Origin of the sequence: Vibrio sp. Isolate23 (assembly GCF_022398095.1) — a bacterium.
GTDB lineage: Bacteria > Pseudomonadota > Gammaproteobacteria > Enterobacterales > Vibrionaceae > Vibrio > Vibrio coralliilyticus_A.
Genome location: NZ_JAKEUV010000013.1, coordinates 17,554 through 41,383 on the forward strand (window position 1 = coordinate 17,554; position 23,830 = coordinate 41,383).

A 23,830-nucleotide genomic window follows, 5' to 3' on the forward strand; every position below is an offset into this window, starting at 1 on the left:
TTATGTTGAAAAAGTTAGTACTCACTCTATTGGCGTTTGCTTTGTCGTTTAGCGCTTCTGCGGCTCAAATAGATAAAACCCAACCTTACCAGATGATGAAACAGGTCTCTGAGCAGGCCTTTGCGAGATTGAAGGCGGAGCAAGAGCAAATCCATCAGAACCCTGATTACCTCAAGGTCATCGTCGAAGAAGAGTTGATGCCATACGTCAATGAAAAGTATGCCGCACTTAAGTTATTAGGCCCTAATCTCAAAGGAGCAAAGCGTGAGGATGTCGGTCAGTTTATCGAGGCGTTTCGCGCTTATCTGGTGAGTTCATATGCTCAAGTGTTGACACAATACACTAACCAAGAAATTGAGTTTGGCCCTGAGCCTAACGTTAGCTCTAAGAAAAGTATTATTGGCGTTAAAGTTGACATCATTGACTCACCCCGCCCAAACATCAAGCTTGAGTTCAAACTACGTAAGGACAAAAAGAGTGGTGAATGGAAGGCGTTTGATATGATTGCAGAGGGCATCAGCTTATTATCAAGTAAGCAATCTGAGTGGAGTAGCAAGTTACGTCAGGAAGGCATTCTCGCTGTCGCGAAAGACCTCGAAGACCTTGCCGCACAGCCGATCCGTTTTGAGAGTAAATCACAATGATTCCCTCGCAATGGCTAATTCTGTCTGATGACCAGTTTCAAATTTCTGGTGTACTGGATAGAGACTCTGTCCCTCTCTTATGGCGCTCTCTGTATAACTGGAAGCCTAATAGCTCTAACGTTGAAGTGAGCTTAGAGAAGGTCGAAAGAGTCGATTCTGCGGGTATGGTGATGCTAATTCATCTATTAGAGCATGCAAAAAAGCAAAACTGTCATATAATGCTCAGCTTCGTGCCGAAACAACTGCTAACTTTATTTCAGTTGAGTAACGTCGAAGAGTTGATCGACGGGCATTTAAAGAATTAAACAGGGGTGAATTGTGGATAGCGCAAAAGTACAACAGATTTTAGAACAAGCACTTAACCTGGAAGAAATACATGTTAAAGGTGAAGGCAGCCATTATGAAGTGGTCGCTGTTGATGCTAGTTTCGAAGGAATGAGCCGCGTTAAGAAGCAACAACTGATTTACGCTCCATTGATGGAATATATCCAAAGAAATGACATTCATGCCGTTTCTATCAAAGCTTACTCACCAGAAGAGTGGGCGCGTGATAAGAAGTTGATGTCACTGTAAGGGTTAATGATGGATAAGTTTCGAGTAAAAGGGTCTAAGCAACCTCTGGTTGGCGAAGTCACGATCTCTGGTGCTAAAAATGCAGCACTGCCTATTCTTTTTGCATCAATCCTCGCGGAAGAGCCAGTCGAAGTGGCGAATGTTCCTCACTTGCGTGACATCGACACCACGATGGAATTATTGAAGCGTTTAGGGGCTAAAGTAGAGCGCAATGGTTCTGTGCATGTCGACCCAAGCAGTATCAATGAATACTGCGCACCATATGATTTGGTGAAAACAATGCGAGCATCTATCTGGGCTCTTGGTCCTCTCGTCGCACGTTTTGGTCAAGGTCAGGTTTCTTTACCTGGTGGTTGTGCGATTGGAGCTCGCCCTGTTGATCTGCACATTCATGGCCTAGAGCAGTTGGGCGCTACGATCACGTTAGAAGACGGTTATGTGAAAGCCAATGTTGATGGTCGCCTAAAAGGTGCGCATATCGTTATGGATAAGGTGAGTGTTGGTGCCACTATTACGATCATGTGTGCGGCTACCTTGGCTGAAGGGACAACGGTGCTCGACAATGCAGCCCGTGAGCCTGAAATTGTCGATACGGCGGAATTCCTGAATAAGCTTGGTGCTAAGATTTCTGGTGCCGGTACCGATACGATTACTATTGAAGGGGTTGAACGCCTTGGTGGTGGTCAGCATGCTGTTGTGGCTGATCGCATTGAGACGGGCACTTTCCTTGTCGCCGCTGCGGTATCTGGTGGTAAAGTCGTTTGTCGTAACACTAAAGCCCAACTGTTAGAAGCGGTATTGTCCAAGCTTGAAGAGGCTGGGGCGAAAGTCGAAACGGGTGAAGACTGGATTTCCGTTGACATGACAGATCGCGAGCTGAAAGCGGTGACTGTCCGCACGGCGCCACACCCAGGCTTTCCTACGGATATGCAGGCTCAGTTCACTCTGCTTAACTTGATGGCCAAAGGTGGCGGTGTTATTACCGAGACCATCTTTGAAAATCGCTTTATGCATGTACCTGAATTAATGCGTATGGGCGCTAAAGCTGAAATTGAAGGCAACACTGTGATTTGTGGTGATGTCGAAGAACTCAGCGGCGCGCAGGTGATGGCTACTGACTTACGTGCTTCTGCGAGCTTGGTGATCGCAGGCTGTATTGCAAACGGTGAGACGATTGTTGATCGTATTTATCACATCGATCGTGGCTACGATAAAATTGAAGATAAATTGTCGGCGCTTGGGGCCAATATAGAGCGTTTTCGTGACTCTCACTAACCTCAGCTAACATTTGTAAGCCGAAACGAGAGTTTCGGCTTTTTTATGGGCGCTAGATAAGTTAGAGTCATGGGCAAATTTTAATGACTATTTTGTTCTTGGAGAACAACCAATGATTGCACTACTACGTGTATTCGCTGTCGCGATTTTTGCAATCGTGATGTTTGTGTTCGGTTGTGGCTACTGTTTATTGAGCCCACGTAACCCGAAACATGTCTTCACCTTTGGACGCTTGTTCGGCAAGATGTCGCGTGTTTTCGGCATTACACTTGAGTTGCGTTTACCTGAAGACGCATACAAACGCGGACAGCATATTTATATTGCTAACCACCAGAACAACTGGGATTTGTTTACCGTTTCTTCTGCAGTGACGCCAAAAGTCGTCACGGTAGGTAAAAAGAGCTTAGCGTGGATGCCCCTGTTTGGTCAGCTTTACTGGCTGACAGGTAATATTCTGATTGATCGTGCTAACCGCTCTAAAGCGAAAGGGACGATTGATCAAGTTGTGGATAGTATGAATCAAAGTGACGTATCAGTCTGGATGTTTCCTGAAGGAACGCGCTCACGTGGACGTGGTTTATTGCCTTTTAAAACGGGGGCTTTCCATGCTGCGATTGGCGCTAAACTTCCGATTATTCCGATTGTGTGTAGTTCGACGGATGGATTGAAGCTCAATCGTTGGAACAACGGGCATGTCATTGTTGAGATGTTACCGCCAATTAGTACTGAAGGTTATGGAAAAGAAAATCTCCGTGAGCTTGCGACGCTGTGCCGAGAGCAGATGAAAGACAAGCTGGAGTCGCTAGATAAGGAAGTTGCCATGCTCAATCAGCAAGCAGGTATCAAAGTCTAACCGAGCTAAAAATTGCTGAAACGGCCTCAGTCAACGTGCTGGGGCCGTTTTCTTTTACTATATGCGATGGGCTGTATGCTGGTTCTTAAAGTTCTTCGTCGTTGAGCTCTTTCAGTACTTGGAAGATTTCACGGAACGCTTTAGCTGGCTTACCCGCTTTTTTCTCTTTTGCTGCCTGACGCGCCAATTGGCGTAAACGCTGGCGATCCGCTTGTGGGTATAGCTCCATCACGTCTGCAATCGCCTCATCGCCTTCTCCAACGACACGATCGCGTAACTGTTCCAGCTTGTGCAGTGCAGCAGTTGCTTGTGAGTGTTTATTACGTACCTTATCCAGCGCTGCTTGAAGCGGCTCTGTATCTTCGAAGCGCATCAGCTTGCCAATATATTGCAACTGACGACGACGCGCTTCATTTTTAAAGCGTTGTGCGTCTTTAATTGCTTCTGCAAGATCTTCACTTAACGGGAACTTTTCTAACACCGAAGGTTTAAGACTGGCGAGTTCCTCACCCAGTTTTTGTAACTCTTCCATGTCACGTTTCATTTCGGTTTTACTGACCCAAATGATTTCCTCTTCTTCTTCCCATGGCGCTTTCTGATTTTTTCTGGCCATCTTTCTGCCTTAATTTGAACATCTATTTCTCTATTTTAACAAGAATCATGGGGAGAAAGCGAAATTCTTGTTATTCTAGGCACATCAGACCTTAAGCATGAAGAAGATATGGACGTAAGACAGCAAGTCGCTCAGCAACGTGTTGAGCTTGAGGCCGCCGTTGCGAAAGCACTGGAAATGGCCGCGGAAAAATCCGATGGCGCTGAAGTCGCGATCACCAAGACGACAGGCCTGAGTGTATCAACACGCATGTGTGAAGTGGAAAACGTTGAATTTAACAGCGATGGCGCGCTAGGCATTACCGTTTACCGAGGTCAGCGCAAAGGCAGTGCGTCTACCTCCGATCTCAGTGAAAAAGCCATTCAACAAACGGTGATGGCAGCATTGGATATTGCTCACTACACTTCCGAAGACCCATGCGCAGGCCCTGCTCCTAAAGAGTTGATGGTGCAAGATATTCCAGATCTTGACTTGTTTCACCCTGATACGCCTGACCCAGATCATGCTGCAGAGATTGCGATTGCTGCTGAGCAAAAAGCGTTATCCTTCAGTGACAAAATCAAACAAAGCGATGGTGCGAGTTACGACAGCCACTATGGCTTGAAGGTCTATGGCAACAGCCACGGTTTGCTTGCTAGCTATGCCTCCAGCCGCCACAGTACTAGTTGCTGTGTGATTGGGCAGGGTGAAAGTGGCGTAATGGAGCGTGACTACAGCTATACAGTAGCACGCCATAAAGATGACCTTTGGACACCTGAGTCAGTCGGCTTGAAAGCGGCGGAGAAAACCATCAGTCGTCTTGATGCGCAAAAGCTCAAGACAGGCAAATATCCTGTGATGTTCGCAGCCGATGTAGCAACGGGTTTATTAGGACACCTGGTGATGGCAATCAGTGGCGGTAACCTGTATCGCAAGTCGTCATTCTTACTTGATCATCTCGGTCAGCAGGTACTGCCAGACTGGTTTAATGTTTCTGAAAAACCTCATGTGCTACGCGGTTTAGCGTCGAGCCCATTTGATAGCGAAGGGGTTACAACACAAGATCGTGAAATCATTACCGATGGGGTGCTCGCGACATACCTATTAACCAGCTATGCCGCGCGTAAAATGGATATGGCGCCAACGGGTCACGCTGGTGGTATTCATAACTGGTTCGTTCAATCGACGGGGCAAGACTTTGAGCAGATGCTTAAAGAACTGGGAACGGGCTTCCTTGTCACCGAAGTGATGGGGCAGGGCGTGAATATCGTCACCGGTGATTACTCACGAGGAGCGGCAGGCTTCTGGGTAGAGAATGGTCAAATCCAATATCCTGTTTCTGAAGTGACAATCGCCAGCAACCTGAAAGATATGTTTAATCAGATTGTCGCGGTTGGTAATGATGTTGAAACCCGCTCACAAATCCAGACGGGTTCGATTCTGATTGAATCTATGAAAGTAGCGGGTGAGTAGCAGCCGCTTTCCGTACTAATCTAACTTGAAAGGGTTGGCGTTTTAGCGCCAACCTTTTTTGTTCTCTGCTCTATTATTACTTCTCAAACAATTCAGTGTGCAGCTTCTGAATCGCTAGCTTTGCGTCTGACTCATCAACTAAGAAACACAGGTTGTGAGGGCTTGCGCCGTAGCAGATCATTCTCAAGTTAAACTCTTCTAATGTGCCAAATACCTGTTTTGCATAACCTTTGCTCTCACTCATATTGTTGCCAATCAGCGCGACCAGACACAGGTTATGCTCTACTTCAACCGTACACAGCTCTTCCAGCTCAAGACGTGCAGCTTCAGGTAACTGAGGAGCACCACCAGATGTGTCAGTTTGGTCAAGCGTTAGACTGACACTGATCTCTGAAGTGGTAATCAAATCTACCGAAATCTTGTGCTTCGCCAGAATTTCAAATACTTTGGCAAGGAAGCCGTAAGCGTGGAACATCTGAGCGCTGCGCAACGTCACCATGGTCTGGTTGCATCGTAAAGCCAGAGCACGGAAGAGAGGTGAGCTCTCGACTTGATGGCGAATCCAAGTTCCGCCTTTTTCGGGTTGCTTTGATGAACCGACAAAGACCGGAATATCATGGCGAAGAGCAGGGATTAGCGTCGAAGGGTGAAGGATCTTGGCGCCAAAATTGGCCATTTCAGAGGCTTCACTGAAGCTGATCTCAGAGATAGGAGATGCTTTTGGTGCAATACGTGGATCGGTTGTGTAAATGCCTGGTACATCGGTCCAAATCTCAAGTCCTTGCGCTTCAACTGCTTCTGCAATAAGTGCGGCACTGTAATCGCTGCCGCCCCGACCCAGTGTCGTGGTATTACCCTCAGCATCGGCACCAATAAAACCTTGAGTTACCACAACCTGTTGTTGGCATAACGGGATAAGTAATGCTTGCGCTTGTTGACGAATAGTGGCCAGTTCCGGTTCTGCTTTACCAAAATTATCATCTGTGCGTAGTACGTCACGAATATCAAAGCGTACCGCATTGATACCACGTTCCCTCATTAACTGGGCCAACAGGTGTGTAGACATCAGTTCACCACAGGCGACAAGGTGATCCGTCAGCTTAGTACTTGACTGAATCGAGGCAGCTTCTGCCAAACTTGTGACGGTATCTAGAATAGAGTAGACCTCGCTGGCTGCTTGAGTTGCATCTTCTAGTTGATTGAGTACCGCATCATGAATACTGGCGAGTTTGGTTAGAATCGCACTGCGCTCTGTCTGATCTTGAACTCCATTCGCGAGTTCGACTAATAAGTTTGTCACGCCTGAACAGGCACTGCTGACGACTAACTTTGTGTTTGGGTTTTGCTCAATGATCGCAGCACAGCGACTCATGGCTTCAAAGTTAGCGACACTGGTTCCACCAAATTTAGCAACGTTAAAATTGCCCACGGCATTTCTCCCACAACTTCCTGAAAGTAAATTAGTAATCCTTGCTTGAAGAGAGAATGAGCGTATTGAGAGGTTTTATTGTGTAAGGTTTACCTCAGAAGCTCTTCATCAGACGGAGCTGATGACAGTTGATGGGAGTCAACCCAAGTCAACCGACAGATCAAAACCACAACGTTGATCTACCTCGGCACTACTCCCCCTCAGTGATTTGTATTGGAGTTGTGGCTCCACAAAACACCTACCTGGGTAGTGCTCCTCTTCTGCAAAATGCATGTATATGGCGGCATAAAAATTCACCATATATTCTGCATTGAACGTTTTTATGTGACCTTTGTCAATGGGAAATTGATTCTTTCTTCCCCTTGTGAATTAACAAACTTGTGACAGTGGTTTGACCTGAGCTCTTATGGTCAATTGCCGCATGTAGTGATTTGTTTTAATGTAAAGACAAATCAATAAAGAGCAGATCAGTTTCAAGGAGCGAACAATGACTATTCAAAGCTTTATTCCCCCTCATCGTATTCTTATGGGCCCAGGTCCTTCGGATATTTCTCCTCAAGTTCTACAGGCTTTGAGTCGTCCAACAGTGGGCCACCTTGACCCGCTATTTATCAAGATGATGGATGAGTTAAAACAGCTACTTAAGTACGCCTTTCAGACTGAAAATGAATTCACTATTGCGGTTTCAGCACCGGGTAGTGCAGGTATGGAAACTTGTTTTGTTAACCTGATTGAACCGGGTGAGAAGGTGATCGTTTGTCGCAATGGCGTTTTTGGCGAGCGTATGCGCGAAAATGTAGTTCGAGCGGGCGGTGTTGCTGTGGTGGTTGATGATGAGTGGGGTACTCCTGTCTCGGTCGATAAAGTTGAGCAAGCGCTGAAAGAGAATCCAGATGCGAAGATCCTGTCATTCGTTCACGCAGAAACATCGACAGGCGCATGCAGCGATGCTGAAGCACTAGGTAAACTTGCAAAAGATCACGGTGTGCTAACAATTGTTGATGCCGTGACCTCTTTAGGTGGTGTACCGCTTAAAGTCGATGAATGGCAGCTAGATGCGGTGTATTCAGGCAGCCAGAAATGTCTATCTTGTGTCCCTGGCTTATCACCAGTTACCTTTTCTCCTCTTGCCATTGAAAAGATTCAGGCACGTAAAACTCCTGTCCAGAGTTGGTTCTTAGATCAGAGTTTAGTGCTGGGCTATTGGAGTGGGGAAGGCAAGCGTAGTTACCATCATACAGCGCCAGTAAACAGCCTTTATGCACTGCATGAGTCTCTATTAATCCTTAAAAATGAAGGGCTAGAGAATGCTTGGCAGCGTCATAGTGATATGCATGAAAAGCTGAAGTTGGGTCTCGAAAAGTTAGGTTTTGAGTTCGTTGTAGAAGCAGAATCACGTTTGCCTCAGCTCAATGCGGTCTACATTCCTCAAGGCGTTGATGATGCAGGGGTTCGCAACCATTTACTGGAAAACTACAATCTCGAAATTGGTGCAGGTTTAGGGGCATTAGCGGGTAAGGCATGGCGTATCGGTATTATGGGCTACGGTGCCCGAGCTGAAAATGTTGCACTCAGTTTGAGAGCACTGGAAGAGTCATTAACGCAGTAACTGCTTAAACAATAAAAGGGTTGATGTTTTGACATCAACCCTTTTTAGTTTCTCTCGGCTCTAAATATCGTCACGCTCAATCGGGCAGCTCATACAACGAGCACCACCGCGACCGCGGCCAAGTTCATTACCCGGAATGGTCAGGACTTCGATACCTGCTTTGTCGTACTTCTCGTTGGTGTAAACGTTACGCTCATAACCGATAACCACGCCAGGCTTAACCGTCAAGACGTTATTCGCATCGTTCCACTGCTCTCGCTCAGCTTCGTAGTTGTCACCGCCAGTTGTGATGATCTTTAGGTAATCAACCCCCAGCGCTTCTTCGATAGCATGCGTATAGCTAGGTACCTGCTCTACCTTCATCTCATTGTCACCTTTCGGCGTCAGACGCCAAGTATCCAAATCTTTACGCATGATCTCTGGATAAACCGAGAAAGTGTCCACATCCATGTGCGTCATGACGGTATCTAAGTGCATGCATGAACGGTGCTTGGGCAGGTCAATGGCAATAACTTCTTTCGCCTGACCGTTTTTGAACAGGTTGGCTGCGAGGTTTTCTACACCTTGCGCTGTAGTACGCTCAGACATTCCCACTAGGACTGCACCTTTACCGATCACCAGTACGTCTCCACCTTCGATATTGGCATTGTCATAGTGTAGATCTTCATCACCAAAGTATTTGATGAAGTCTTGCCCTGCAAAGACTGGGTGCCAGCGATAAATGGCACGTAAGTGGTTGGTTTCACGCTGACGAGCGGGTTTCATCATAGGATTGAGTGACACACCGCCGTAGACCCAACATGAAGTGTCTCGGGTGAAAAGATGATTGGGCAGAGGTTCAATCACAAAGTCTAGCGGTCGATGCATTCTTGGTAGCATCGAAGAGGATTGGATTGGTAATTCCGAATATGCTAAACCGCCGAGCAACACAGTTGCTAGGTGCTCATTATCCATATCAGACAGATAATGGCGAAGATCACGAGCGAATGTCGGACCATAACGGAAATCAGAAATTTGCGTATCAAGTAGCCACTCTTTGGCTTCTTTTACAGCCAAAGTTTCGACTAATAGGTCGTGAAGAAGCAGAACTTCGACACCTTGATTTGTCAGTGTTTGTGCAAACTGATCATGTTCTTCACCTGCAGCTTCGACAGCAAGAACATCGTCAAACAGTAGCTCATGGCAGTTTGAAGGGGTAAGGTGGGTTAGTGCTCGTTCTGGTCGAGCTAACAATACACGTCTTAACTGGCCTACTTCTGAGCCTACGTACAACTTACTCATTTTGCATCCTTACAATAATATCCAGTGCGTATTTATGACAAGGTTGTTATCAAGATGCAAGTGATAATGTTGGTTTCAATAACTGCTTTTTATTATTTTTGTGGTTTTTAATTTTATTAACTCGGTTTTTTTTGTGGTTTTTATCTAAAGATATGGGGTGGATTAGATCGGCGAACCAATGCGTTACTATGCGCCTTATGACATTGATGAACTTGAGAGAAAAAAACACAATTCAGCATAGCTATTCACAACTACGATATAACTTGGTTTGAAGATATATTTCTATGCAGTTATTGCCACTCTGAAGATATGCAGAGATGAAAAATAAAAACTCAATCTTTCAGGTTGTCGCTAGGCAGTCAGCGCGGCAGATAATTCTGAATCTCTCCGATGATAAAAAAATGTTAATTTTCCCATCTTGTGAACTTGATCATTTGCGATCTTAAATCAGTTTACCACTTAAGGTGAGGATCTTCATGGATTGCGGCTAGTAATTTCGCTGGATCCATGCGATATTCCGTTGCGGTAAATTACGATCAATGTTGTCACTATCTGGAGCTGACTTATGTCTCATGAAGACGAATATCTATCTGTTGAAGAATTAATTGAGATTCAAAAGGAAGAGACTCGCGATATCATTCAAGCCTTGCGTGAAGATGGCAGTGATCCAGATGCATTGTATGAAATTGAGCACCACCTGTTTGCTGAAGACTTCGATACACTGGAAAAAGCCGTGGTAGAGGCATTCAAGATGGGCTTCGAAGTATTAGAAGCTGAAGAAACAGAAGATGAAGACGGTAATAAATTGTTGTGCTGCGACGCAACGATGGAATCGGCACTTGATGCTGAGGCTATTGATGCTCAAGTAGAGAAGCTGATTCACCTTGCTGAGAAATACGACATCATCTATGACGGGTGGGGCACTTATTATGAAGGTGAAGATGCCTTATACCCTGAAGAAGACGGAGATGACGAGTAATCTCTCGTCATAAGAAAAACCAGCGTGAGGCTGGTTTTTTTGTACCTAAATTCGAGAGTACTTAGGTATATTTCACTATATTGATTCTTTATAATCACCCAAACTTGATCTAGCGCAATTTATAAGGGAAACATGCAGCTATCACTCGCAGGTTTATGGCAAATTTCGCCGTTAACGAACTTCTCGATTCCTCAGGATGACATCACTTTTCCCGCTCCATTAAGTGCTAAACTCCCAGACCTTCTTTCGGAAGCTGCCATTGCAGAGCAGGAGTGGCACTTGATGCATGATATTGAGGTTGATGAAGCCATGATGGCTTTCCCCGCTGTGGATCTGGTGTTGGGAGGAGTGGATTATCATGCGGAAGTTCGACTCAATGGCGTCGCGCTGTTTGATTGTGATGGCTCGCAAGCAGAATATAAGAAAGATATTCGACCTTATATGCAGCTTGGTCGGAATCGGTTTGAGATATTATTTCTCGAAGAGGAAGAGGGGCTGTTATTTGAGGAAGACAGTTTAGAACTTTGCCCCTTAGGGGCACAAACCTACCAGAAGTTTGACTCTCGAATGGGGATTTGGAAAGAGCCCTATTTACAGTTTATTCGCCACGTACGGCTCGAACATGTTGTGACTGAGCAGATATGGCACCATGGAGGAGGCTGTGAATTTATGGTAGATCTGCACTACAAAACTTATGCGTCTGGGTTGGTTTCTGCATCTGTGAAATTTAATGGTATGACGTATCATCTCCCCATTGATGTGAGAAATGATCATGTCAGCGCCTTATTTCAGGTAGAAGCTCCGATTTATTTCAACGCAAGCCAACCTGATCCTGGAGAGCTTTATCAATTGGAAGTGATGCTCGATGGCCAATGCCAAAAATTTAATATTGGCCTGAGTGAAGACCTCTGCGTGACGCATTTTCCAATTTAGTCTTTCAAGCGCGGGCTATGTGCTGTGAAAACAGAGAAGTTTGTCTGTGCTGCCAGACTCGCTCATGGAAGTAATAGGCAAGCGTGTTAATACTTGGTTCTATCGTTGCCATGACTCCTCCGACTAACCAGCTCCCTGTTAAAAGATAAGCTACACTGAAGGCAACGCTGAAGTGTACAACAGCAAAGCTGGTGGTCTTCAGCGTGGTAGCACTCTGATGCTTTTTTAAGCGAGATGAGGTGTGCCAGACTCGTTCATGAAAATAAAACGCAACAGTATTCACCATAGGCTCGATCATGGCAATTAAACTGCCGATCAAGATATCCCCCGTCATTAGATACGCGACAGTGAACGCGATAGTGAAATGAAGAGCGGCAAAAGTGAGTGTCTTTTTCATGATGTGATCCAGTCTTTGGTGTTGATAGGATCATTATTGATAATTATTTTCATTAAATGAACTCGATTGAAACTATAATATCAATCGTTAATAACTATTAAAAAAGGCGCTCAATTGAGCGCCTTTTGTCTTTATTCAGTTAACTTAGCCGTGCGGTTTGACCACCAAAACATTGATAGGGGAGTTCTGAACCACTTTACTGGCGACGGAACCTAATACTACCTTATCCAGTTTAGAACGCTTATGGCTTGGCATTACAATCAGGTCTGCACCGAGCTTTTCCGCGTAGTCGAGAATCGTGGCGTATGCTTTGCCTTCAGCTACATGTGTTTTATAAACGACTTCTTCTGGAATATGCTGGACTGCGAACTGTTTCAACTGTTTTTCAACGTCATTTTTCATTTTCGTTGCGGCATCCTTTGGAAAATAGGTCGCAACCATAGACATGTGAATACCTGGTAATACGTTCAGAAGATGAACTTGAGCCTTGGAGTACTTGGCATGCCAGACAGCCAGTTCAAGTGCTTTATCAGAAAAACCTTTGTCGTTCAGATCGACAGGAACAAGAATTTGCTTATACATCGATAGCTCTCTTTTTAAGCTTAGCCTCCAACGAGGCCAAGTCATTGCATCCTTAGTAGATACCAAATCCACTAATGTGTTTGGTATAAGTGTAGCCCCACTCCCCTCAGTGGAGTGAGGCTGACTAAGTTACGCGCTCAATTGTTCCTTTCGAGCTCGTCTCTGCTGGTTCATGCCCAAGCCAATAAGGAGTAGCAGTGCTGGTACGAAAACCCACTCTTTCATTGGTCGATCGGCGACAACGACAACAGAGCGAATTTCCCAGTCGAAATCAACACCAGCAGCTTCTGCAGGGCTGCCAAATTCGACCATGTCGACTAACATACGGCCGTTGGCGTTATTGAGCATTAGCCCCATCGACGCAATACGATCCTCCGCTGATTTCGCACTGTCATCGAATGGCAGACGAACTGTTTTCGAGATGAAATCACCTTCAAGATTTTCACCGGCAACGAGAAGCTCAATGTCCTGACCAACAGGCAGCTGTTCAGTGATTTGCGCGATCTCTGTACCTGGGTGAAGTACTTTGGCTGGATAAATTTGATCCCACCAGAAGCCCGGGCGGAAGAAAGTAAAGGTCAGAGCCAAGAGTAGGACGGTTTCCCACCACTTGTTCTTAGTAAACCACCAGCCTTGCGTCGCAGCAGAGAATATCAGCATTGCGATGACGGAAGATATGATCGTGAGCAACAAATGCCACCAACTATCGATACCCATCAAAAGAAGTTGAGTGTTGAAGATGAACATAAATGGCAAGATTGCAGTACGAATATCGTAGGTGAAGCCTTGAATACCCGTGCGAATGGGATCTGATTTCGCGATAGCCGCCGCTGCGAAGGCAGCCAAACCAACCGGAGGTGTATCATCCGCAAGGATGCCGAAATAGAACACAAACAAGTGAACGGCAATCAGTGGGATGATCAAACCGCTTTGTGCACCAAGGGTAACGATAACTGGTGCCATCAAGGTCGATACTACGATGTAGTTTGCTGTTGTTGGCAGGCCCATACCCAAAATGAGGCTGATGACCGCAGTAAACAGCAGCATCAGTATGATGTTACCGCCGGAAATGAATTCAACGAAATCCGTCATCACGAGACCGATACCTGTCAGAGTGACTACCCCGACAACTGTGCCCGCTGCTGCGGTAGCAACACCGATACCAATCATGTTACGAGCACCAGACACTAAACTCTCAAGCAAGTCGATAAAGCCTTCTTTGGTCTGTTCGGCAATGGCACCTTGCTTAGACAGTACAGCCATTAAAGGACGCTGAGTAATTAAGATGAAGATCATGAATACCGTTGCCCAAAAGGCTGATAGACCTGGAGAGAAACGTTCAACTGTCAGACACCACACAAGTACCACGATTGGAAGTAGGTAGTGCAAGCCAGATTTTATCGTTGGACCCGGATCTGGTACTTCAGTGAGCTCAGCATCAATCTCAATGGCGCCTTCTTTGGCGTATCTAGCCGAGACGCTGACCAGACCGATGTAAGAGAGCAGCAATGCCACGGTGACGATAGGGGTGGCGGCATCACCGAAGACGTCTTTCGTCCAGCCAACACCGTAATAAACGGCAGCGCTAATCACACATAGGCCAAGAATCGTGCCTGTGAAAGATAACAAGCTAGCCAGCAATGTTGGGTTGTGGCGGCGAGGAAGACCAGTCATGCCTGCTTTACATGCTTCTAGGTGAACGATGTAAATCAGTGCGATGTAAGAAATCAGAGCAGGAAGGATCGCTGCTTTGATGACTTCGACGTAAGAGATTCCAACGTACTCGACCATAAGGAACGCCGCAGCACCCATGATTGGTGGTGTTAGCTGACCATTGGTTGAAGCGGCGACTTCTACCGCACCCGCTTTCGTTCCTGGGAAGCCAACACGCTTCATCAATGGGATAGTAAAAGTACCCGTCGTTACGACGTTGGCAATAGAAGAGCCAGAAACTAAGCCTGAAAGGCCTGAAGCGACAACTGCTGCTTTTGCTGGGCCGCCTTTCATGTGACCGAGTAAAGAGAAAGCGACTTTAATGAAATAAGCGCCAGCGCCTGCACGTTCTAGCATTGCGCCGAAGAGTACAAACAGGAAAACGAATGAGGTTGAAACTCCCAGAGCAACACCAAACACACCTTCGGTCGTTAACCACAGGTGAGACATCGCTTTGTTCAGGCTAGCCCCTTTGTGAGCAATCACGTCTGGCATGTATGGGCCGCCAAACGTATACAGTAAGAATACGGCTGCTACGACCATCAATGGTGGACCTAGTGCACGACGAGTTGCTTCGAGGAGTAATACCATACCAGTCACAGCAACAACAATATCTAATGTTGTAGGAGCGCCGGAACGACCAGCCAGCTCAGTGTAGAAGATATAGATATACGCAGCGGAGAAGCTACCTGCTAAGGCTAATAACCAGTCCAAAGCGGGAATTTTATCACGAGGAGAGCTCTTGAGAGCGGGGTAGGCTGTAAACGCCAAGAACACGGCAAACATCAGATGTATTGAGCGTGCTTCCGTATCGTTGAGTACGCCAAAGTCAAAAATGAACGGCAGAGGGGATGCGTACCAAAGTTGGAACAGTGACCAACATAGTGGCACAAACCATAAGATACGTCCTGGGATCCCCAGTGGAGCACGGGCACCGGTATCGGCTTGAGCTACCATTTCTTGCACATCTTGAGACGGAGATGTTGTCTTCGACATGTACTTAATCCTTATTATAAATGGCCTTGTCTTTTATGATTGTCAGAACCTGACTTTGCATCTTTCAGTTTAGTGAAAAGATGAAATATTGCTCAGTTGTAAGTTTTTGATATATAGAAACAAAGAGGAGTTTCAAAAATGTGAAACTCCAAAATAATTATGATTTGGCTCAATACCTTAGAGCTTAATGTACCAAGGAGGGAGAGCCTCCTTGGTGAATAAAGAGAGGTTACTTAAGTAGACCTATTTCTTTGTAGTATTTCTCTGCACCTGGATGTAGAGGGATAGAAAGACCGGCTTTCACCATGTCTTCTTTCTTAAGGTTTGCAAAAGCAGGATGCAGACGCTTGAAGGTATCGAAGTTTTCAAATACAGATTTCGCCACATTGTAAGCAACTTCATCAGAAACGTTTGTTGTGGTTACCATAGTAGCAGCAACACCGAAGCTATTTACGTCTTTATCTGTACCGCGGTACATACCAGCAGGTACTGTGCTGAATGCGTAGTAAGGGTTGTCACCAACAATCTTGTCAATCTTAGGACCTGTCGCTGAAACTAACTTCGCATCACAAGATGTTGTGGCTTCTTTGATTGAACCGTTTGGATGGCCTACCACATAGACGAACGCATCGATTTTGTTGTCACATAGAGCTTGAGAACGCTCAGAACCTTTCAGTTCAGAAGCCAGTTTAAAGCTGTCGTTAGTCCAGCCCATTGCTTCCATGACAACACCCATAGTTGCACGGTCACCTGAACCCGGGTTACCGATGTTAACGCGTTTACCTTTTAGGTCAGAGACATTTTCGATACCAGAGTCAGCTCGAGCGATGATGTTGAATGGTTCAGTGTGTAGAGAGAACATTGCTCGCAGTTCTTTGTACGGGCCTTGTTCAGCAAACTTACTTGTACCATTGTAGCCGTGGTACTGCCAGTCAGACTGAACGATGCCGAAATCCAGTTCGCCAGCACGGATAGTGTTGACGTTGTAGATTGAACCACCAGTCGACTCTACTGAACAACGAATGTTGTGGTCTTTACGGCCTTTGTTAACCAGCTTACAAATTGCACCACCAGTTGGGTAGTAAACACCTGTTACAGACCCAGTACCAATCGTGATGAACTCTTGAGCGTTAACCGCACCAGCACCCATTACAGCAGCTGCAATAGCACCAACTTTAATCAGTTTGTTCAATGCCATGAATTTCCCTTCCTTTATTCATTATTAACCCCATAGCAAGTGTAGTCGCTATGGGAGTTTCCTCTTATGGAAACGGCATCTTTTTCAATCCATATGTTGAAAAAGTGGCTGAATAATACCAAAAAATTGGCACATAATTACACGATTGTTAAAGAATGTAGCGGATTTGGCTGGTTTTTGAGCGAAAATTTAACCTAAGTTAGCAGGTTAAACCATTTGCTAATCAAGGATTTAGCTTAGTGTGTGTTTAGGTAAGGAGATTTATTCAAGATGTGATTTGAGTCACAGGAAAAATACTCTCGAGTGACTCATAAAATAGGCATATATCTGAAACTTATCCAGTATATTCAAACAGTTCGCAAACCGAATTGAACAGCTGTTCTGTGGTCATACTGAGAGTTGGAGTGATAAAGATAGTGTCATCTCCTGCTACGACACCTAATATGCCTTCTGATTTTCCTAGGGAGTCCAGTAAGCGCGCAATCAATTGTGCAGCCCCCGGCCCAGTATGAATAACCACTAAGGCATTGTTATGATCGATATCCAGCACCAGTTCACGCAGTGAGCTTGATACAGTGGGCACCCCTAACTCTGCCGGTAAACAGTAAACCATTTCCATTTTGGCGTTACGGGTTCGTACTGCGCCAAACTTGGTCAGCATGCGGGAAACTTTGGACTGGTTGATGTTTTCGAAGCCTTCATTTTTCAGAGCCTCAACAATATCCCCTTGGGAGCCAAAACGTTCCTCTTTGAGTAGCGCTTTAAAAGCACGGACGAGGTTATCTTGTTTTTCTGAATGACGCATGGTTCTCTTTCAACCGTTGTTTTTATAAAAATCAAGTGAATATTCTCGCATAGCTATGCACATAGTGCCAATGCTATGCCAAATTCTGTCTATCGTGTCACTGTTAATGGATGTGTAAGGTGGCATTTTAAAGTTACTTAACTCTTTGTCATTAAAGGTAAATGTAAGGATAATAAACACTTGTGTGTAGCACGTTATTACTGAGTTGCGCAAGGTCGCAAAGCTGACGTTAATTGATTGTAATCAGTATGTGATTGCTATAGCTTTGGACAGCGTTGATTTCAAATCACCCCAAGACTTATAAAGAGATTCATCTCAAGGAGAACTACGATGAAAGTAGCCGTTATTGGTGCCGCTGGAGGCATCGGTCAAGCCCTAGCCCTTTTACTAAAAAACCGTCTTCCTGCTGGTTCAGATTTAGCACTTTACGACATCGCTCCGGTTACTCCGGGTGTTGCTGCTGATCTAAGCCACATCCCAACGCCTGTATCAATCAAAGGTTATGCGGGCGAAGATCCAACGCCAGCACTTGAAGGTGCGGATGTTGTTCTTATTTCAGCGGGTGTTGCACGTAAGCCTGGTATGGATCGTGCGGACCTATTTAACGTCAACGCTGGTATCGTTAAGTCTCTTGCTGAGAAAATAGCTCACGTTTGCCCTAAAGCGATGATTGGTATTATCACTAACCCAGTCAACACAACCGTGCCAATTGCGGCAGAAGTTCTTAAGAAAGCGGGTGTTTACGATAAGCGTCGTCTATTTGGTGTTACCACCTTGGATGTGATTCGTTCTGAAACGTTCGTTGCGGATCTAAAAGATAAAGATCCAGGCGAAGTGCGTGTACCGGTTATCGGTGGTCACTCTGGTGTGACGATTCTTCCTCTTCTTTCTCAAGTGGAAGGTGTTGAGTTTACGTCTGAAGAAGTCGAAGCACTGACCAAGCGTATCCAGAATGCGGGTACCGAAGTGGTAGAAGCAAAAGCGGGTGGTGGTAGTGCGACTCTATCTATGGGCCAAGCTGCATGTCGATTCGGCCTTGCTCTAGTGAAAGCACTTCAAGGTGAAGATGTGGTGGAATACGCTTATGTCGAAGGTGATAGCGAGCACGCGCCATTCTTCGCTCAGCCAGTGAAACTAGGCAAAGATGGCGTCGAAGAAATCTTAAGCTACGGTGAGCTAAGCGCATTCGAAAAATCAGCGCTTGATGGCATGTTAGAAACACTGAACGGCGACATTCAAACGGGTGTGGATTTCGTTAAGTAAGCCCTACATGAGTAGTGTAAATAAAGCCGACGTTGAGTCGGCTTTTTTGATCCTTTTTCCCTTAGATAGGGTAAACCTATGATGAGGTTAAGGAGACGATTATGGACATTACTGAAATCGAAAAAGGTATGTTGGTGGAGTGTAAGCAAGGTGTTGGGGTAATCTTGGTTATTGATGCCAAGACCAATGCCGTGCTTATTGAAGAGCGTGAATCCCATCAACAGTTTGCGGCTGATATTAGTGAACTAACGGGTAATCCACAATGATACATCGGTTGTCATAAAGGCCACTTATTTACCATGATCAAAAAAGCGAGCTATGCGCTCGCTTCCTTTTGTCACTGGTCGATTATTTACGGACAGCAATCGCTTCAATCTCGATACCCACATCTTTAGGTAGACGAGCCACTTCCACACATGAACGTGCTGGGTAATTTGCTACTTTATGCTCATCAAAGAATTTACCGTAAACCTCGTTGACTGTGCCGAAGTCATTGAGGTCTTTTACGAAAACCGTCATTTTAACGATGTCAGTCACAGACAGACCTGATGCTTCCACAACCGCTTTGACGTTATCCAGAGATTGACGAGCTTGCTCTGCGATATCTGCCGACACTTCACCTGTTGCAGGGTTTACTGGGATCTGACCTGAAGTCAGTACCATGTTACCTAGGTCTACACCTTGTACATATGGGCCAATAGCAGCAGGAGCGGATTCTGTATGAAGTACTTTAGTCATTATTATGTTCCATCTGTTGTGGGTTACGTAATTAAGGAAACTCAGTGTGCCGTGAAAGCAAGGCAGCGTAAAGAAAAAATCCCTGCTATCAGAGAGAAGGGATTATTTATGATTAATCGACGATTAACGTTCAGTGACGATTTCTCGTGAGAAGACCTTCTCACAATACTTACATTTTAATCGCACGTTATCTTTTTTCTCGAACACTTTAAAGCTGGTTTCTACAGGCTCATCGTGAGTAATGCAGTTACTGTTTGGGCATTCAAAGACGTTGTTGATCTGTTCTGGTAAATCCAGTGCCAGTTTTTTCACAACCTCGTAGTTTTCAATTTGGTTAACTGTGGCATGCGGTGCGTACAAGGCAAGCTTGCTTGCTTGCTCTTCACTGATAAAAATATTTTCAATCTTAAGCAGGTCTTTGTGGCCGAGTGCTGAAGACGGCAAATTGAGGCCAACAGTCACGCGCTGCTCTGACTTATCCATTGAAAAGAGCTTGAGAACTTTAATACCAATCTGAGCTGGGATGTGGTCAATAACGGTGCCGTTTTTGATTGCTTCAACCTGCAATTGAGTTTCTTTAGCCATGATGATTCTCCCGATTACAGTGATTGGTTTAAAACAAGAGCAAGTAGGGCTTCACGCGCATAGACGCCATTTTCAGCCTGCTCAAAGTAATAGGCGTGTGGCGTTTTATCGACGTCAACAGTGATTTCATCCACACGAGGCAGTGGGTGTAGCACTTTTAGGTTATCGCGTGCATCTTCCAGTAGGGTTGCAGTAAGGATATAGGCGGATTTGATGTGTGCGTATTCCGACTCGTCAAAGCGCTCTTTCTGAACACGGGTCATATACAACACGTCCAGCTCAGGGATGACGGTTTCCATATCTGTGTGCATGCTGTATTCAATGCCAGCTTCATCCAGCTCTTCGCAAATGTAATCTGGCATCGCCAGTGCATCAGGAGCGATGAAGTAGAAACGAACATTGTTAAACTTCGCCAAAGCCTGCGTTAGAGAGTGAACGGTACGGCCGTATTTCAGGTCACCAACAAAGGCAACGTTGAGGTTATCGAGACGGCCTTGTGTTTCAGCAATTGAGAACAGGTCGAGCAACGTTTGGGTTGGGTGTTGGTTGGCTCCGTCGCCCGCGTTGATGACAGGTACACCATTGGAGAATTCAGAAGCTAATCGTGCAGCGCCTTCCTGTGGATGACGCATGACAAAGGCATCGACATAAGAAGAGATAACTTGAACCGAGTCCGATAAGGTTTCTCCTTTCTTGGCTAGCGAAGTGTTACCGCCATTATCAAATCCAATCACGCTGCCACCGACACGTTGGATAGCGGTTTCAAAAGACAGACGAGTACGGGTAGAAGGCTCAAAGAAGCAGCTGGCGATCACCTTGTTCTTGATCAGCTCAGGATTAGGCTTTGCTTTGAGTTGACCTGCGGTTTTGACAATCAGTTCCAGCTCTTCACGAGAAAGCTCAGGAATTGAGATAATGTGCTTGTTATAAAGCGTGTTCGTCATAATCATCGTCCCATCTGCAATTTAGGCAATAAAAAAGCCTCCCAATAGGGAGGCTTTAAAAATCGGTGGAAATAGTAAAAAGACCAGCCAGTAAGCGTTTTGGCTTACCTAATGTAAATCGTTTTGTAGAACACGTTTTACGTGGCATTTGGTCACTACCTCCAGACAAATTGCCGAGCATTATACGCTGAAGATTTGTTAACGCAAGCGATTACATCGAAGCTTTATGGTGCAATTTTTGTTGGTGTTATGAACCGAGTGTTGCGACCATCACAGCTTTAATCGTGTGCATGCGGTTCTCTGCTTCGTCAAACACAATTGAGTGGTCAGACTCGAACACTTCTTCAGTAACTTCCAGTCCATTCATTCCGTATTTGTCGGCTACTTCTTTGCCTATGGTGGTTTCATCATTATGAAATGCCGGTAAGCAATGCATGAACTTGACTTGCGGGTTACCGGTTTTATCTAGGGTGTCCATATTGACTTGATAAGGCTTCATTTGAGCAACTCGCTCATCCCAAGCCTCTGGGGCTTCGCCCATCGAAACCCACACGTCAGTATACAGGAAATCGCAATCTTTAACGCCTTCATCAACGCTTTCAGTCAGCGTGATTTTTGCCGCTGTTTGCAGAGCAATCAGCTGGCAGTTTGCCACCAGTTCCTCTTCTGGCCAGAAAGCTTTAGGGGCGACTAAACGAATGTCCATGCCCATTTTGGCAGCCCCTACTAACAGAGAGTTACCCATGTTGTTGCGCGCATCGCCTAAATAAGCAAACTTGATTTCATGGAGCGGCTTACCGCGACCGTGTTCAAGCATCGTAAGAAAATCGGCCAGTATTTGAGTTGGGTGAAATTCGTCGGTCAAACCGTTCCACACGGGGACACCAGCGTATTGCCCCAGTTCTTCTACGATTTCTTGGCCGAACCCTCGATATTCAATGCCGTCATACATTCTTCCTAATACACGCGCAGTGTCTTTCATCGACTCTTTTTGACCAATCTGTGAACCAGATGGGCCGATGTAAGACACCTGTGCGCCTTGGTCGAAGGCTGCTACTTCAAACGCGCATCGGGTGCGAGTAGAGGCTTTTTCAAAGATCAGGGCGATGTTTTTACCAACGAGCTTTTTCTGTTCTGTGCCCGCGTATTTTGCCTTCTTAAGATCCGCAGATAGATCGAGTAAAAACTGGATCTCTTTTGGGGTGAAATCGAGAAGCTTAAGGAAATTTCGGTTACGTAGATTGAAAGCCATGCTTCAGTCCTTCATTGCTCATTATTTTAATAGGACTAGTTAAACATAGTTATGTGATGTTTGTGAATAATTATTTTGCAATTGTAGCGGGATATAAATAATATCCCGCTTTTTGTGACTATAAATTCTCTTCTGCAAACTCAGCCAGACGGCTGCGCACGACGCCATTTAGGTGGACATTGGCGCTGCCCTCGAAGTTCTTGAAGCGTTCAACCATGTAGGTTAACCCTGAGGTAACAGGGGTGAGGTAGTGGGAGTCAATCTGTGCCAGGTTACCCGAGCAGACTATCTTAGTACCTTCACCACAGCGAGTAATGATGGTTTTGATTTGCGAAGCGGTCAGGTTCTGACATTCATCCAGCAACACAAACGCGTTCTGAATTGAGCGGCCACGCATAAAGTTTATCGACTTAAACTGTATATTGGCTTTGTCGCAGATGTACTTCAATGAGCCTTCAGTACAGTGGTCATGCTTATGTAGCGCTTCCAACGTGTCTGTTACCGCCGCTAACCAAGGCAGCATTTTTTCCTCCTCACTACCGGGCAAGAAGCCAATAGATTCGCCGATATCTGGCGTATTACGTGTGACGATGATCTTGTCGAACATACCGTGTTCAATGGTTTGCTCTAAAGCGGACGCCATAGCAAGTAGCGTTTTACCACTACCCGCAGCTCCGGTGAGGATCACCAAATCAATATCAGGGTCGAGTAAGGCATCTAACGCCATACCCTGATAAATGTTCTTTGGCGTGATGTCCCACGCTCGGCGATGCATCATGCGCTCGCGGCTGAGATCTTTCAGTGTCACCTTTTCAGGGGTTATTTCTTCCACTCGCCCTGCAAAGTCACTTTCTTCATCGATGACATACTGATTGATGTACGTTGGTTCAAAAGGCTCTCGGTCTAGGGTGTGGAACGTGTGACCACCAAGGTTTTTACTCTCGACTTCTTCGATATTACTCCAGAAGTCGCCTTCGATTTGTTGGAAGCCTTTAGTTAGGTACTGAACATCATCAATCAATTGGTCAGTTCGGTAGTCTTCAACGAAGCGAACGCCAGCGCCTTTGGCACGCAAGCGCATATTAATATCTTTGGTGATCAGAACCACTTCACGTGGTGCGCGTTTGTTTTGCAGATAAAGCACCGCATTAAGAATGCGATTATCGCCAGCCTTGTCTGCAAAAGCCTTAATGGTTTCTTGCAGCTCAAAATCGGCGAGAATAGAGATATGTCCGGTGTTTTCTTTATCGCGGTTAATCGGAATGCCTTCAGAGATTTCATCTGGTGTGGCGTCTTTGAACATGGCTTCCATTGCGCGGATGGCCACTCGGGCATCGCGGGCAACGTCGCGTTTACTGTCTTTGATTCGGTCGAGCTCTTCGAGGACGGTCATTGGAATGACCACGTCGTGTTCTTGAAAGGAATAGATGGCTAAAGGTTCATGAAGAAGGATGTTGGTGTCTAGGACAAAAAGTTTCCGATCCGTGTCACCCATAAGCGTCTCCTTGCCGTGATGCGGCTTGTTTGCCATTCACAATCGTTTGTGATTATGGCCTACCTGCGGTTGCTTGTAGCCTATCGCTAAGTCGCTCAGAGATCGCTGTCGGTTAGCTGATACGCTACAAACCCGTGTTGATCGTCATCCGAATAATGCATCTCTCGTGCCAGTCGAAAAATTGACGCGATAGCCTGCATTCTCATCTGTGAGTATAAGTC

General features: G+C 45.7%; 24 protein-coding genes and 1 riboswitch. Of the genes, 11 read left to right on the forward strand and 13 right to left on the reverse strand.

The features are described 5' to 3' along the window. Positions 1 to 2 precede the first annotated feature (2 nt). The 5 genes from mlaC (at position 3) to L1D31_RS20650 (ending at position 3,345) form a co-directional block, all read left to right on the forward strand. The gene (gene mlaC, locus L1D31_RS20630; RefSeq protein WP_239838865.1) at positions 3 to 644 is read left to right on the forward strand and encodes a phospholipid-binding protein MlaC; all 642 of its coding nucleotides are present in this window, start codon (positions 3 to 5) and stop codon (positions 642 to 644) included. After that, positions 641 to 949, forward strand: a complete 309-nt coding sequence (locus L1D31_RS20635) for a lipid asymmetry maintenance protein MlaB (RefSeq protein WP_239838866.1) — start codon at positions 641 to 643, stop codon at positions 947 to 949. Before mlaC ends, L1D31_RS20635 begins: the two co-directional genes overlap by 4 nt. A 13-nt stretch (positions 950 to 962) precedes the next feature. Next, positions 963 to 1,217, forward strand: a complete 255-nt coding sequence (ibaG, locus tag L1D31_RS20640; protein ID WP_239838867.1) for a BolA family iron metabolism protein IbaG — start codon at positions 963 to 965, stop codon at positions 1,215 to 1,217. A gap of 9 nt (positions 1,218 to 1,226) precedes the next feature. Further along, positions 1,227 to 2,492, forward strand: coding sequence for a UDP-N-acetylglucosamine 1-carboxyvinyltransferase (gene murA, locus L1D31_RS20645; protein WP_239838914.1), 1,266 nt, complete (start codon positions 1,227 to 1,229; stop codon positions 2,490 to 2,492). Between the two features lie 112 nt (positions 2,493 to 2,604). Next, positions 2,605 to 3,345 carry a 1-acylglycerol-3-phosphate O-acyltransferase gene (locus tag L1D31_RS20650; RefSeq protein ID WP_239838868.1) on the forward strand — a complete coding sequence of 247 codons (741 nt, stop codon included), beginning with the start codon at positions 2,605 to 2,607 and terminating at the stop codon, positions 3,343 to 3,345. Between the two features lie 85 nt (positions 3,346 to 3,430). Here the strand turns inward: L1D31_RS20650 and yjgA are convergent, their stop codons facing one another. Next, positions 3,431 to 3,958, reverse strand: a complete 528-nt coding sequence (gene yjgA / locus L1D31_RS20655; protein WP_239838869.1) for a ribosome biogenesis factor YjgA — start codon at positions 3,956 to 3,958, stop codon at positions 3,431 to 3,433. A gap of 108 nt (positions 3,959 to 4,066) precedes the next feature. On the opposite strand from yjgA, the gene pmbA reads away from it, so the two are divergent. After that, positions 4,067 to 5,410 carry a metalloprotease PmbA gene (gene pmbA / locus L1D31_RS20660; RefSeq protein ID WP_239838870.1) on the forward strand — a complete coding sequence of 448 codons (1,344 nt, stop codon included), beginning with the start codon at positions 4,067 to 4,069 and terminating at the stop codon, positions 5,408 to 5,410. Positions 5,411 to 5,486: 76 nt separating this feature from the next. On the opposite strand, the gene lysC is transcribed toward pmbA, so the two are convergent. Then, positions 5,487 to 6,839, reverse strand: a complete 1,353-nt coding sequence (lysC, locus tag L1D31_RS20665) for a lysine-sensitive aspartokinase 3 (protein ID WP_239838871.1) — start codon at positions 6,837 to 6,839, stop codon at positions 5,487 to 5,489. 90 nt (positions 6,840 to 6,929) lie between these two features. Beyond that, positions 6,930 to 7,107: riboswitch (Lysine riboswitch) on the reverse strand. Between the two features lie 219 nt (positions 7,108 to 7,326). Between lysC and L1D31_RS20670 the strand changes: the two genes are divergently transcribed. Beyond that, on the forward strand, positions 7,327 to 8,448 hold the full coding sequence (locus tag L1D31_RS20670; protein ID WP_239838872.1) for an alanine--glyoxylate aminotransferase family protein: 1,122 nt from the start codon (positions 7,327 to 7,329) through the stop codon (positions 8,446 to 8,448). Positions 8,449 to 8,508: 60 nt separating this feature from the next. On the opposite strand, the gene arcA is transcribed toward L1D31_RS20670, so the two are convergent. Then, a complete protein-coding gene (gene arcA / locus L1D31_RS20675; RefSeq protein WP_239838873.1) occupies positions 8,509 to 9,729 on the reverse strand; it encodes an arginine deiminase in 1,221 nt (406 codons plus the stop codon). 565 nt (positions 9,730 to 10,294) lie between these two features. Here arcA and rraB point away from each other — a divergent pair. Beyond that, a complete protein-coding gene (gene rraB / locus L1D31_RS20680) occupies positions 10,295 to 10,708 on the forward strand; it encodes a ribonuclease E inhibitor RraB (protein WP_239838874.1) in 414 nt (137 codons plus the stop codon). Positions 10,709 to 10,840: 132 nt separating this feature from the next. Further along, positions 10,841 to 11,641: a hypothetical protein gene (locus tag L1D31_RS20685; protein WP_239838875.1), complete on the forward strand. Its 801-nt coding sequence runs from the start codon at positions 10,841 to 10,843 to the stop codon at positions 11,639 to 11,641. Positions 11,642 to 11,645: 4 nt separating this feature from the next. Here L1D31_RS20685 and L1D31_RS20690 read toward each other — a convergent pair whose 3' ends face one another. From L1D31_RS20690 to argR, 5 genes are all read right to left on the reverse strand, one after another. Then, positions 11,646 to 12,038 carry a DUF2061 domain-containing protein gene (locus tag L1D31_RS20690; RefSeq protein WP_239838876.1) on the reverse strand — a complete coding sequence of 131 codons (393 nt, stop codon included), beginning with the start codon at positions 12,036 to 12,038 and terminating at the stop codon, positions 11,646 to 11,648. Positions 12,039 to 12,182: 144 nt separating this feature from the next. Beyond that, positions 12,183 to 12,620, reverse strand: coding sequence for a universal stress protein (locus tag L1D31_RS20695; RefSeq protein WP_239838877.1), 438 nt, complete (start codon positions 12,618 to 12,620; stop codon positions 12,183 to 12,185). 129 nt (positions 12,621 to 12,749) lie between these two features. Continuing rightward, the gene (locus L1D31_RS20700; RefSeq protein ID WP_239838878.1) at positions 12,750 to 15,329 is read right to left on the reverse strand and encodes a TRAP transporter permease; all 2,580 of its coding nucleotides are present in this window, start codon (positions 15,327 to 15,329) and stop codon (positions 12,750 to 12,752) included. Positions 15,330 to 15,558: 229 nt separating this feature from the next. After that, positions 15,559 to 16,527 (reverse strand): TAXI family TRAP transporter solute-binding subunit, encoded by a 969-nt coding sequence (locus L1D31_RS20705; RefSeq protein WP_239838879.1) that lies wholly within the window; start codon positions 16,525 to 16,527, stop codon positions 15,559 to 15,561. A 334-nt stretch (positions 16,528 to 16,861) separates the two neighbouring features. Then, the gene (gene argR, locus L1D31_RS20710; RefSeq protein WP_239838880.1) at positions 16,862 to 17,332 is read right to left on the reverse strand and encodes a transcriptional regulator ArgR; all 471 of its coding nucleotides are present in this window, start codon (positions 17,330 to 17,332) and stop codon (positions 16,862 to 16,864) included. A 330-nt stretch (positions 17,333 to 17,662) separates the two neighbouring features. Between argR and mdh the strand changes: the two genes are divergently transcribed. Together mdh and L1D31_RS20720 are read left to right on the forward strand one after the other, a co-directional pair. Beyond that, positions 17,663 to 18,595, forward strand: a complete 933-nt coding sequence (gene mdh, locus L1D31_RS20715; protein WP_239838881.1) for a malate dehydrogenase — start codon at positions 17,663 to 17,665, stop codon at positions 18,593 to 18,595. A gap of 101 nt (positions 18,596 to 18,696) precedes the next feature. Continuing rightward, the gene (locus L1D31_RS20720) at positions 18,697 to 18,861 is read left to right on the forward strand and encodes a hypothetical protein (RefSeq protein WP_239838882.1); all 165 of its coding nucleotides are present in this window, start codon (positions 18,697 to 18,699) and stop codon (positions 18,859 to 18,861) included. An 82-nt stretch (positions 18,862 to 18,943) separates the two neighbouring features. Here L1D31_RS20720 and L1D31_RS20725 read toward each other — a convergent pair whose 3' ends face one another. The 5 genes from L1D31_RS20725 to L1D31_RS20745 form a co-directional block, all read right to left on the reverse strand. Continuing rightward, positions 18,944 to 19,333 (reverse strand): RidA family protein, encoded by a 390-nt coding sequence (locus tag L1D31_RS20725; RefSeq protein WP_008073782.1) that lies wholly within the window; start codon positions 19,331 to 19,333, stop codon positions 18,944 to 18,946. A gap of 123 nt (positions 19,334 to 19,456) precedes the next feature. Next, on the reverse strand, positions 19,457 to 19,918 hold the full coding sequence (gene pyrI, locus L1D31_RS20730) for an aspartate carbamoyltransferase regulatory subunit (protein WP_239838883.1): 462 nt from the start codon (positions 19,916 to 19,918) through the stop codon (positions 19,457 to 19,459). Between the two features lie 14 nt (positions 19,919 to 19,932). Beyond that, a complete protein-coding gene (gene pyrB / locus L1D31_RS20735) occupies positions 19,933 to 20,862 on the reverse strand; it encodes an aspartate carbamoyltransferase (RefSeq protein ID WP_239838884.1) in 930 nt (309 codons plus the stop codon). A 247-nt stretch (positions 20,863 to 21,109) separates the two neighbouring features. After that, the gene (locus L1D31_RS20740; protein ID WP_239838885.1) at positions 21,110 to 22,114 is read right to left on the reverse strand and encodes an ornithine carbamoyltransferase; all 1,005 of its coding nucleotides are present in this window, start codon (positions 22,112 to 22,114) and stop codon (positions 21,110 to 21,112) included. Between the two features lie 118 nt (positions 22,115 to 22,232). Continuing rightward, positions 22,233 to 23,609: a PhoH family protein gene (locus L1D31_RS20745; RefSeq protein ID WP_239838886.1), complete on the reverse strand. Its 1,377-nt coding sequence runs from the start codon at positions 23,607 to 23,609 to the stop codon at positions 22,233 to 22,235. Between the last annotated feature and the right edge of the window lie 221 nt (positions 23,610 to 23,830).

Coding starts and splice junctions, on each gene's coding strand:
- mlaC (WP_239838865.1), top strand. CDS start 3: ATGTTGAAAAAGTTAGTACTCACTCTATTGGCGTTTGCTTTGTCGTTT.
- L1D31_RS20635 (WP_239838866.1), top strand. CDS start 641: ATGATTCCCTCGCAATGGCTAATTCTGTCTGATGACCAGTTTCAAATT.
- murA (WP_239838914.1), top strand. CDS start 1,227: ATGGATAAGTTTCGAGTAAAAGGGTCTAAGCAACCTCTGGTTGGCGAA.
- L1D31_RS20650 (WP_239838868.1), top strand. CDS start 2,605: ATGATTGCACTACTACGTGTATTCGCTGTCGCGATTTTTGCAATCGTG.
- yjgA (WP_239838869.1), bottom strand. CDS start 3,958: ATGGCCAGAAAAAATCAGAAAGCGCCATGGGAAGAAGAAGAGGAAATC.
- pmbA (WP_239838870.1), top strand. CDS start 4,067: ATGGACGTAAGACAGCAAGTCGCTCAGCAACGTGTTGAGCTTGAGGCC.
- L1D31_RS20670 (WP_239838872.1), top strand. CDS start 7,327: ATGACTATTCAAAGCTTTATTCCCCCTCATCGTATTCTTATGGGCCCA.
- arcA (WP_239838873.1), bottom strand. CDS start 9,729: ATGAGTAAGTTGTACGTAGGCTCAGAAGTAGGCCAGTTAAGACGTGTA.
- rraB (WP_239838874.1), top strand. CDS start 10,295: ATGTCTCATGAAGACGAATATCTATCTGTTGAAGAATTAATTGAGATT.
- L1D31_RS20685 (WP_239838875.1), top strand. CDS start 10,841: ATGCAGCTATCACTCGCAGGTTTATGGCAAATTTCGCCGTTAACGAAC.
- L1D31_RS20690 (WP_239838876.1), bottom strand. CDS start 12,038: ATGAAAAAGACACTCACTTTTGCCGCTCTTCATTTCACTATCGCGTTC.
- L1D31_RS20695 (WP_239838877.1), bottom strand. CDS start 12,620: ATGTATAAGCAAATTCTTGTTCCTGTCGATCTGAACGACAAAGGTTTT.
- L1D31_RS20700 (WP_239838878.1), bottom strand. CDS start 15,329: ATGTCGAAGACAACATCTCCGTCTCAAGATGTGCAAGAAATGGTAGCT.
- L1D31_RS20705 (WP_239838879.1), bottom strand. CDS start 16,527: ATGGCATTGAACAAACTGATTAAAGTTGGTGCTATTGCAGCTGCTGTA.
- argR (WP_239838880.1), bottom strand. CDS start 17,332: ATGCGTCATTCAGAAAAACAAGATAACCTCGTCCGTGCTTTTAAAGCG.
- mdh (WP_239838881.1), top strand. CDS start 17,663: ATGAAAGTAGCCGTTATTGGTGCCGCTGGAGGCATCGGTCAAGCCCTA.
- L1D31_RS20720 (WP_239838882.1), top strand. CDS start 18,697: ATGGACATTACTGAAATCGAAAAAGGTATGTTGGTGGAGTGTAAGCAA.
- L1D31_RS20725 (WP_008073782.1), bottom strand. CDS start 19,333: ATGACTAAAGTACTTCATACAGAATCCGCTCCTGCTGCTATTGGCCCA.
- pyrI (WP_239838883.1), bottom strand. CDS start 19,918: ATGGCTAAAGAAACTCAATTGCAGGTTGAAGCAATCAAAAACGGCACC.
- pyrB (WP_239838884.1), bottom strand. CDS start 20,862: ATGACGAACACGCTTTATAACAAGCACATTATCTCAATTCCTGAGCTT.
- L1D31_RS20740 (WP_239838885.1), bottom strand. CDS start 22,114: ATGGCTTTCAATCTACGTAACCGAAATTTCCTTAAGCTTCTCGATTTC.
- L1D31_RS20745 (WP_239838886.1), bottom strand. CDS start 23,609: ATGGGTGACACGGATCGGAAACTTTTTGTCCTAGACACCAACATCCTT.